Genomic DNA, 9,073 nt, shown 5'->3' on the forward strand with positions numbered 1-9,073 from the left:
TGGTGCCTCTCGTTCCGGGGGGGGGGACGATCAGTCTGCGCCGCGAGCGCGCAACCGGCGAGGTGGTTGACGAGCCCCCGCGCGATGCGTCACGCGCCGGGGGCCGCCAGGGGTGGAGCATCGACCCAGGAGTGCACCCGCGCGAGGAACGCGGCGTAGCCGGCGGGCGTGCGCCCCGTGAATCGGCCGGAGGTCTCGACCTCGTGCGCATCGCTCGCCCGCTCCCGGGCGCCGAGGGCCCGGGCCGCCCGGACGAGGGCCACGTCCTCGTGTTCGACGAGATCCGGGATGCCGCCCGCCCGGCCGTACGTGCTCGCGCGCACGCCGAGGTTGGCGCCGTGGACGTTCCCGGGCGGTGCGCCCCGATGGTGCGTGGCGCGCCAGTACGCGGCGTGGCGGGCGCTGAGGTCGGCGAAGTCGGGGCGCACGGTTCCGAGCACGAGGTCGACCCCGGTGTCGGCGAGATCGAGCTGGTGGGTCACCCAGTTCGGGGGCACGACGGTGTCGGCATCCGTCATCGCGATCCACGTGTCGACCGGGCTCGCCGAGAGCGTCCCGAGCGCGTGCGCGACACCGACCCGCCGCGCGGTGCCCACGCGGCGAGCGCCGATCTCGACCGTCTCGACCGGCCAGCGCCGCACCTGCGCGGCGGTGGTGTCGGTGCACGCATCGAGCACGACGACGACCGCGACGGCCAGCTCGGGCGTGCGCTTCTTCGCGCGAGAGACGGCCCGGTCGACCGATGCCAGGCAGCGCCCGATCAGCGCTTCCTCGTCGTGCGCCGGGATCACCACGGCCACCGCCCTCACGGGACGAGTCCGGACTCGGCCGCCACCGAACGCGCGCCCGGGTGCGCGTACACCTCGAGCACGAAGTCCTCCTCCTCGTGCCGCACGAGACGCACGAGATCGGGACGTGCGGCGAGCGCGGCGTGCACCTCGTCGCCGCTGCGGGGGTATTCGGCCACCGGGTGCCGCCAGTGACAGGCGACGAGGCGACCGTCGGCGCTGAGCGAGGCGGTGGCCGCGGTGAGCCCGCGGTCGAGATCGACGCCGGCCCAGTAGTAGGCCACCTCCGACAGCACGACGAGGTCGAACTCCCCCTCGGGCCATGCGTCGGGGAGCGTCGCGAGGCGGAGCTCGACGTTCTCGCGACCCGCGAGGCGTGTCCGCGCGCGCTCGAGGGCCGCGGGGGCGAGGTCGACGGCGAGCACCCGGTCGCTCCGGTCGGCCAGATACACCGTCAGCGCCCCCGTCGAGCACCCCGCCTCGAGGGTCGAGCGGTAGTGGCGCCACGGGAGGGCGGCCAGGAGCACGGAACGTTTGCGCTCTTCGTACCAGCGCGAGTCGAAGCCCCAGGGATCGTCGTGGCGGGCGTACATGTCGTCGAAGTACTGCCTTCCGACGCTGCCCGCCGGGGTCGCGGGCGACTCCGGGGCGATGAAGAGCTCGGCGTCGCGCTCGGCGTGCGCGCGCATGCCGGCGTGGATCGTCGCCTCATCCCCCGGGGCGCCCGACAGCGGCTCGAGCTGACTGCGGTGCGCGTCGAGGGCGCGGGTCTTGACCTCTCGCGAGCGGGGCTCGAGGGCGAGACGCTCGACGCGGTCCCACGGCACGTCGTCGGGGCCGCCCCAGTGCCAGAGCCAGATCGGGAAGGCGCGCGAGCGCACCCCGCGGGCGGCGCAGACCTGTTCCACGATCTCGCCGACGACCCGGTGGTCGCGGTGCCCGTCTCCCCGCCACGGCGACAGCACCAGCACGCGCCGACCGGTCGCGGCGTCGAGCGTTTCGCGCAGCGCCGCGGTGATGGCATCCCGGTACTCCCCCGTCCCGCCATCCGGCAGGCCGAGGAAGATCGGATTGCCGACCAGGCCCACGATGCGCGCCGCATCGTGAAGCTCGCGGCGGCGCAGGAGCGCGAGGGTCGCGGGCCCGTGGGTGGGCGAACCGGGGTGAGAGCCCTCGCCGTCGGTCACGACGAGAAGATCGATCGGGATGCCGCGCGCGGCCGCGGTCGCGAGCAGACCCGCGGCTCCGAGGCTCTCGTCGTCGGGGTGCGCGGCGACCACGATCAGATGGTCGACGTCGAGATCGAGCGGGGGCAGGTCACGGCGGAGTGCGTCCGTCCAGACGCTCTCGTCGGTCCCGGGATCGCGGTGGTCGAAGCTCACCACGCGCCCGCCCCCGTCGCGACGTCGACGCCGATTCTCGCGACGTCGCGCTCGCCGTGATGCTGGCGCAGGTAGACCTGCAGGTCGGCGACGCGACGCGCGTACGCCTCGTCGGCGACGAGCGGCAGCGGTCCGAGCGCGCGCGCGGCCTCGGCGAGGGTCGTCTCGACGGCGTCGGCGACCACGGTGCGCGCGCGGGCGGCACGCAGGCCCGCGGATGCCGAGCCCCCGGCACCGAAGACCGTCGCCGTCTCGCGCAGCACGGCGCGCGCGGCCCAGAGGGCGGTGTCGGCACGCCCGAGATGCACGCGCGAGAGCTGATCGGCGCGGTCGGACGCGGCGGCCTCGCTCAACGCATCGCGCAGCGGCAGGGCCCCACCCCACCAGCAGGCCGCGACTCCGACCCCGCCGTGCGCGAAGCCCGATCGACGCAGGTACCAGCCGGGCTCGCCCACGGGGACGGCGACCGCCCCGTCGACGTCGATCGGGGCGCTGACGACCCGGTCGAGTCCGCGGGCGTACCAGGGGCCGGTCCGCGAGGTGACGCCCGGGGCGCGCAGGTCGAGCGCGAAGAGCTGTCGCCGTTCGTCGTCGACCCACGCGGTCACGAGGGCACGGTCGAGGTGGGCCGCGAGCGAGCACCAGGGCTTGGTTCCGCGCAGCGTCCAGGTTCCGGCATCCTGTCGAGCCTCGAGTCGCATGCCGGGGCCCTCCGCCGCGAAGACGCCCCACGACCCGCCGGGCTCGAGAGCGACGTCGATCCCCTCGCGGGCGGCTTCGCCGAGGATCGCGAGCGCGTCGAGGTGCGGCTCGAGCACGCGAGCGGCGGCGACGTCTCGCCTGGCCACGGACGCGAGGAGTTCCCAGGTCGCGGCGAGGGAGCGCGGAGGGGTCACGCTCGTCGCCCACGCGAGCGTGGCGGCGACGTCGCTGCCGAGCCCCTCGACGGCATCCGCCCTGCGAAGGGCCTCACGGACGTCGTCGAGGTCGGGGGCGTCGTCGGAGAGGAGGAGGGGGGATGGCAAAGCTCCGCGGTGTCTCACCGCGACAGCGTGGGGACCGCGGCGGGTTTCGGCGAGGACCTTGACACCGTCGCCCGTCTCGGGCAGAGCAGAGCGGCGGATGCCGGTTGGCTGTGAATACCGCGCGTCCGGCGCCGGGGTGCCCGGGGCTCCCTAGGCTCCCTTCGTGACCCCCGCATCTTCCCGCCGCCGAGATCTCGCGGCGATCGTCGCGTCGATCGCCGCCACCGTGTTCGGCGCCGGCCTCGGCGAGCTCGCCGCGGCGATCGTCTCGCCCACCGCGAGCCCGTTCGCCGTCATCGGCGGTGGCATGATCGACCTCGCCCCGGCCTGGGCGAAAGACCTGGCGATCGACCTGTTCGGCACGGGCGACAAGGCGGCCCTGCTCGTGGGGATCGCGGTGCTGCTGCTGATCGTCGCCGGCGTCGCCGGAGTTCTCGAACGGCGCAAGGCCCCGTGGGGGCGGGTCGTGCTCATCGCGCTCGGGGTGATCGGCGCGATCGTCTCGATGACGCGGGCGGATGCCGGGACACTGTCGCCCCTCCCGTCGCTGGTCGCGGGAGCCGCCGCCGCCCTGGTGGCCGGGCTGCTGGTCGCCCGGCTCCGGCGACGGTCGACGAAGGCCCCGACCGACGACGGCGTCTCGCGCCGCAGCGTCCTCGCCCTCTCGGGGGTGGCCGTCATGGCCGGCGCCCTCGCCGCCGTCGGATCCGTCGCGGTGAGCGGGGGCGCGCGCGCCGTCAGCGCGGTGCGCTCCGCCCTGCGACTGCCGTCCCCCGCGACGACCACGCCCGTTCCGGCCGGAGCCGACCTCGGGATCGACGGGCTCGGGCCGATCATCACCCCCGCGTCGGACTTCTACCGCATCGACACCGCTCTCGTCGTGCCGCAGGTGGACCCCGCGACCTGGACACTGCGGGTGCACGGCATGGTCGAGCAAGAGGTGGTGCTGCGGTGGGACGATCTGGTCGCCCTCCCCCAGAAGGAGACCGTCGCAACCCTCGTGTGCGTGTCGAACGAGGTGGGCGGATCGCTCATCGGCACCGCCCGCTGGCTGGGGGTGCCCCTTCGCGACATCCTCGAGCGCGCGAAGCCGACGACCGAGGCCGACATGGTGCTCTCGCACTCGGTCGACGGATTCACGGCATCCACCCCCCTCGAAGCCCTCACCGACGACCGCAACGCCCTGCTGGCCATCGGCATGAACGGCGAACCCCTGCCGATCGAGCACGGCTTCCCCGTGCGGATGGTCGTGCCGGGGCTCTACGGCTACGTGTCGGCGACGAAGTGGGTCAGCGAGCTCGAGGTCACCCGCTACGACCGCGCCGAGGGGTACTGGACCTCGCGCGGCTGGTCGGAGCGCGGACCCGTGAAGCTGCAGTCGCGCATCGACGTGCCCCGGTCGGGCGCGCGGGTCGGCGCGGGCGACACCGTCATCGCCGGAGTCGCCTGGCAGACGCACGTGGGCGTCTCGGGGGTCGAGGTGCAGATCGACGACGGTCCGTGGCAGGCAGCGACGCTCGCCAGCGCGATCTCGGCCGACACCTGGGTGCAGTGGAGCCTGCCGTGGAACGCCACGAGCGGATCGCACACCCTGCGCTGCCGGGCCGTCTCGGCCACGGGCGAGACGCAGACCGCCGACACGGCCGCCCCGGCACCCGACGGCGCGACCGGCTGGGATCAGCGTACGGTGTCGGTGGCCTGAGCCCGCTCGGAGGCGCGACGCCTGTCCGCGGCGCGACGGCCCGTGTCCCCCCTCGTGCAGAAAATCCGCACGGGATCCGCACGAAGGGGGACACGCACGCCTTGGCGCGGGCGCGGCGCGGGGCCATTCGGCACTCAGGCCGACAGCACGTGCCGTACCTGCTCGACGGCCCAGTCCAGCTCGGTCGCGCGGATCGTCAGCGGCGGCGCGATGCGGATCGTCTGGCCGTGCGTGTCCTTCACGAGCACGCCGCGGGCGAGCAGCTTCTCGGCGATCTCGCGACCGGTGCCGTAGGCGGGGTCGATGTCGACGCCGGCCCACAGACCCGCGATACGCACGGTCGTGACGCCGTGGCCGATCAGCGACTGCAGCGACGCCTCGAGGTGCGCCCCCAGCGCCTTCGCGCGCGCCTGGAACTCTCCAGATGCCAGCATCTCGACGACCCGCAGACCCACGGCCGCGGCCAGCGGGTTGCCGCCGAAGGTCGAGCCGTGCTCCCCCGCGCGGATGACGCCGAGCACGTCCTCGTTCGCGACGACGGCCGACAGGGGCAGGATGCCGCCGCCGAGCGCCTTGCCGAGCAGATAGACGTCGGGCACGACGCCCTCGCGATCGCACGCGAACGTCTCGCCCACGCGTCCCAGACCCGACTGGATCTCATCGGCGATGAAGAGCACGTCGTTCGCGGTGCAGATCTCGCGGACCCGCTGCAGGAACCCCTCGGGCGGGAGGACGACCCCGGCCTCGCCCTGGATGGGCTCGAGCAGGACGGCGGCGGTGTTCTCGTCGATCGCCGCAGCGATGGCATCCGCGTCGCCGTAGGGCACGTGCACGAAGCCCGGCGCGTACGGACCGAAGTCGTCGTGCGCCGTGGGGTCGTCGCTGAAGCCGACGATCGTGGTGGTGCGGCCGTGGAAGTTGCCGTTCGCGACGATGATCGTCGCGGCGTCGGGGGCGATGCCCTTGGTGCGGTACCCCCAGGCGCGCGCGACCTTGATGCCGGTCTCGACGGCCTCGGCGCCGGTGTTCATCGGCAGCACGAGGTCTTTGCCGCAGAGCTGCGCGAGCGCTGTCGCAAAGGGACCGAGGCGGTCGTTGTGGTACGCGCGACTGGTGAGGGTCAGGCGATCGAGCTGCTCCCGGGCGGCCGCGAGGATCGCGGGGTGACCGTGCCCAAAGTTGAGCGCGGAGTAGGCCGACAGCAGGTCGAGGTAACGCTTGCCCTCGACGTCGGTGACCCACACGCCCTCGGCACGCGAGACGACGACGGGCAGCGGGTGGTAGTTGTGGGCGAGGTGTGCGCCCTCTTCGGCGATCAGGCGGGCGCCGAGGTCGTCGACGGTGGTGCTCATCGCGAACCGCCGCGCAGCTCCAGCGTGCAGCACTTGATCCCGCCGCCGCCGAGCAGCAGCTCGGACAGGTCGACCTTCACGGGGGTGTACCCGCGCTCGCGCAGCTGCGCCTCGAAGCCCACCGCGCGCGGCGAGATGATGACGTTCTTGCCGTCGCTCGCCGAGTTCAGGCCGAACACCGCGCCGTCGCTGTCGGACACGCGGATGGCATCCGGGTACCGCTCGCGCAGGATCGCCTGGCTGCGCTCGTCGAACGCGGTGGGCAGGTACGCGATGTTCGCCTTTTCGACGCCGCCAGGGCCCTCGACGGGATCGAGCACCGCGATCGCGGTGTCGAGGTGGTAGAACCGCGGGTCGGTCAGCGTCAGCGACACGACCTCTCGCGAGAAGACCTCGCCCACCTCGCGGTGGCTGTCGCCGGTCGAGCGGAAGCCCGTGCCGGCGAGGATCGTCTCGCCCACGAGCAGGAAGTCGCCCTCGCCCTCGTTGACCTCGACCGGCTCGGCGACCTCGAAGCCGTTCGCGGCGAACCAGTCGATGAACGCGGGCGCCTCGGCGGCGCGCTCGCGGAAGCGGAACTTGGGGCCGTACGCGACCCCGTCGATCACGAAACCGCCGTTGGCCGTGTAGACCATGTCGGGCAGCCCCTCGAGCGGGTCGATGAGCTCGATCTCGTGGCCGAGCTCCGTGTAGGTGTCGTAGAGCGACTGCCACTGCGTCACCGCGAGGTTCGTGTCGGTGGGGCGCGAGGGCTCCATCCACGGGTTGATGCTGTAGCTGACCGTGAAGTGCTCGGGCCGGCACATGAGGTACCGGCGGTGCTGTTGCACGCGCTCGTCGGGCGTGGCCTCGGCGGTGGTGGCGACGGGGGTAGCGGACATCTCTGCTCCTCGGAGGAAAGGTGCGGCGGACGCTGTCCTGGGGCTCGGTGGCCCTTCGAACCCGCGCGGCACCCATCAGCTGCATGTGGCGCCGTGCGGGGAAAGGTCGGTCCGAGCACGCCGGTGTCATTCTCGCACGCGTGTGCGCGTGGAGGCGAGCGGCACGGCACGGCGGTCCGCCCTGCCGCCGGTGGTCCCGCGAGAAAGCCCGGGCGTCGCACCTTGCGCGGAATGCGCACGCGAAGAGGGTCGTCCCACGAGACCCGCGTCCCTCAGCCCGTGCGCCGCAGCGACAGCGCGATCCACGCGACGGGCGGGAGGGACACCGACAGGATGCCGTTCACCAGGCGCGTCTCGACTGCCCGCGGCCGCACCCGCTCGGGCTCGTCGAGGGTGTTCGCGGCACCGGGGTCGTCGTCGTGGAGGAGGTGGGTCTCGACGACCTCCACCTCGCCGAGCGCGCTGACGTCGATGTCGACGGCGACGGGGTGTTCGAGCCCCCTGTGGACGACGAAGAGGGCAGCGGTTCCGGCCTCGTCGTCGACGGTGGCCACGGCATCCACCGCGGGCACCGTCCCGTACCGAGCGGTGTCGAGCGTCGGGGCCTCGAGGGGCAGTCGCACCGCATGCCCCCGCGCGAGGCGCGACGTGATCGCGAAGGGGAAGAAGGTCGTCTGGCGCCAGGCGGGCCCGCCGGGCTCGGTCATGATCGGGGCGATGACGTTCACGAGTTGAGCGAGGGAGGCCGACGCCACCCGATCGGCGTGCTTCAGCAGCGAGATGAGCAGACCGCCGAAGACCACGGCATCCAGGACCGAGTACACGTCTTCGAGCAGGCGCGGGGCGACCGGCCAGTCGTCGATGGCGGTGGGCTTCACGGCGTCGACGCGGTCGATGTACCACACGTTCCATTCGTCGAACGAGATGTCGATACGCTTCGCGCTGCCGCGAGCCGCTCCGACGTGGTCGGCCGTGGCGACGACCGCCTCGATGAAGCGGTCCATGTCGACGGCGGAGGCGAGGAAGGATGCCGCGTCGCCGTCGTGCTCCTGGTAGTAGGCATGACACGAGATCATGTCGACGTCGTCGTAGGTGTGCTCGAGCACGACGCGCTCCCAGTCGCCGAAGGTGGGCATCTGCGCACCCGACGAACCGCACACGACGAGTTCGATCGAGGGGTCGAGCTGGCGCATGCCCTTCGCCGTGCGGGAGGCGAGCTTTCCGTAGTCGTCGGCGGAGCGGTGGCCGAGCTGCCACGGGCCGTCCATCTCGTTGCCGAGGCACCACACGCGCACGTCGAACGGTGCGGCTCGGCCGTTGTCGATGCGGCGCTGCGACAGGGTCGAGCCGCCGGGGACGTTGGCGTACTCGAGCAGGTCGATCGCCTCGAGAGTGCCCCGCGTGCCGAGGTTGACCGCGAGCATGAGGTCGCTGCCGACGGCGTCGAGCCAGTCCGAGAACTCGTGCAGGCCCACCTCGTTCGTCTCGGTCGAGTGCCAGGCGAGGTCGAGGCGGCGCGGGCGCGCGGCTCGCGGCCCGACGCTGTCTTCCCAGCGGAATCCCGAGACGAAGTTGCCGCCGGGGTACCGGATCGTCGAGACACCCAGCTCGCGGACGAGCGCGATGACGTCGCGGCGGAACCCGCGCCCGTCGGCCTCGGGATGACCGGGCTCGTAGAGGCCGTCGTAGACGTGGCGGCCGAGGTGCTCGACGAACCCGCCGAACAGGCGCCGGCGCACGGGGCCGATCGCGAAACGGGGGTCGACGGTCAGTCGGGCAGCGGTCATCGGTGCTCCTCGCGGTTCCGACGACGGTACCCCGGCGCGCGCGCCACGCTAAACGTTTTCGAAAACGCCGTGCTGCCGCGCCACAGCCGTCCGGGTGCTCCGCGGGCGAGCGCCCCACGGGCGAGCGCCCCACGGGCGCGCAACCCACCGGTCGCA

7 protein-coding genes are annotated in these 9,073 nt (G+C 73.0%); 1 reads left to right on the forward strand and 6 read right to left on the reverse strand.

Annotated features, from left to right (window positions below; all coding sequences use genetic code 11):
- Positions 1 to 89: 89 nt before the first annotated feature.
- The 3 genes from MTE01_RS14200 to MTE01_RS14210 are packed head-to-tail and all read right to left on the reverse strand — an operon-like array spanning position 90 to position 3,195.
- Positions 90 to 809 carry a glycosyltransferase family 2 protein gene (locus MTE01_RS14200; RefSeq protein ID WP_141378121.1) on the reverse strand — a complete coding sequence of 240 codons (720 nt, stop codon included), beginning with the start codon at positions 807 to 809 and terminating at the stop codon, positions 90 to 92.
- Entirely contained in the window at positions 806 to 2,173 is a 1,368-nt protein-coding gene (locus MTE01_RS14205; protein WP_141378122.1) for a bifunctional PIG-L family deacetylase/class I SAM-dependent methyltransferase, read from the reverse strand. The genes MTE01_RS14200 and MTE01_RS14205 overlap by 4 nt, the downstream gene beginning before the upstream one ends.
- Positions 2,167 to 3,195, reverse strand: a complete 1,029-nt coding sequence (locus MTE01_RS14210) for an acyl-CoA dehydrogenase family protein (RefSeq protein ID WP_141378123.1) — start codon at positions 3,193 to 3,195, stop codon at positions 2,167 to 2,169. Before MTE01_RS14210 ends, MTE01_RS14205 begins: the two co-directional genes overlap by 7 nt.
- 163 nt (positions 3,196 to 3,358) lie before the next feature.
- On the opposite strand from MTE01_RS14210, the gene MTE01_RS14215 reads away from it, so the two are divergent.
- Complete coding sequence (locus MTE01_RS14215) at positions 3,359 to 4,897, forward strand: molybdopterin-dependent oxidoreductase (RefSeq protein WP_141378124.1); 1,539 nt, start codon at positions 3,359 to 3,361, stop codon at positions 4,895 to 4,897.
- 134 nt (positions 4,898 to 5,031) lie between these two features.
- Here MTE01_RS14215 and rocD read toward each other — a convergent pair whose 3' ends face one another.
- The 3 genes from rocD to arfA all read right to left on the reverse strand — a co-directional run bounded on the left by rocD (position 5,032) and on the right by arfA (position 8,917).
- The gene (rocD, locus tag MTE01_RS14220) at positions 5,032 to 6,249 is read right to left on the reverse strand and encodes an ornithine--oxo-acid transaminase (RefSeq protein ID WP_141378125.1); all 1,218 of its coding nucleotides are present in this window, start codon (positions 6,247 to 6,249) and stop codon (positions 5,032 to 5,034) included.
- On the reverse strand, positions 6,246 to 7,130 hold the full coding sequence (ddaH, locus tag MTE01_RS14225; protein WP_141378126.1) for a dimethylargininase: 885 nt from the start codon (positions 7,128 to 7,130) through the stop codon (positions 6,246 to 6,248). The genes rocD and ddaH overlap by 4 nt, the downstream gene beginning before the upstream one ends.
- 272 nt (positions 7,131 to 7,402) lie before the next feature.
- A complete protein-coding gene (gene arfA / locus MTE01_RS14230; protein WP_141378127.1) occupies positions 7,403 to 8,917 on the reverse strand; it encodes an arabinosylfuranosidase ArfA in 1,515 nt (504 codons plus the stop codon).
- Positions 8,918 to 9,073: the final 156 nt, after the last annotated feature.

The sequence above is a fragment of the Microbacterium testaceum genome, from assembly GCF_006539145.1.
GTDB classification, from domain to species: Bacteria; Actinomycetota; Actinomycetes; order Actinomycetales; family Microbacteriaceae; genus Microbacterium; species Microbacterium testaceum.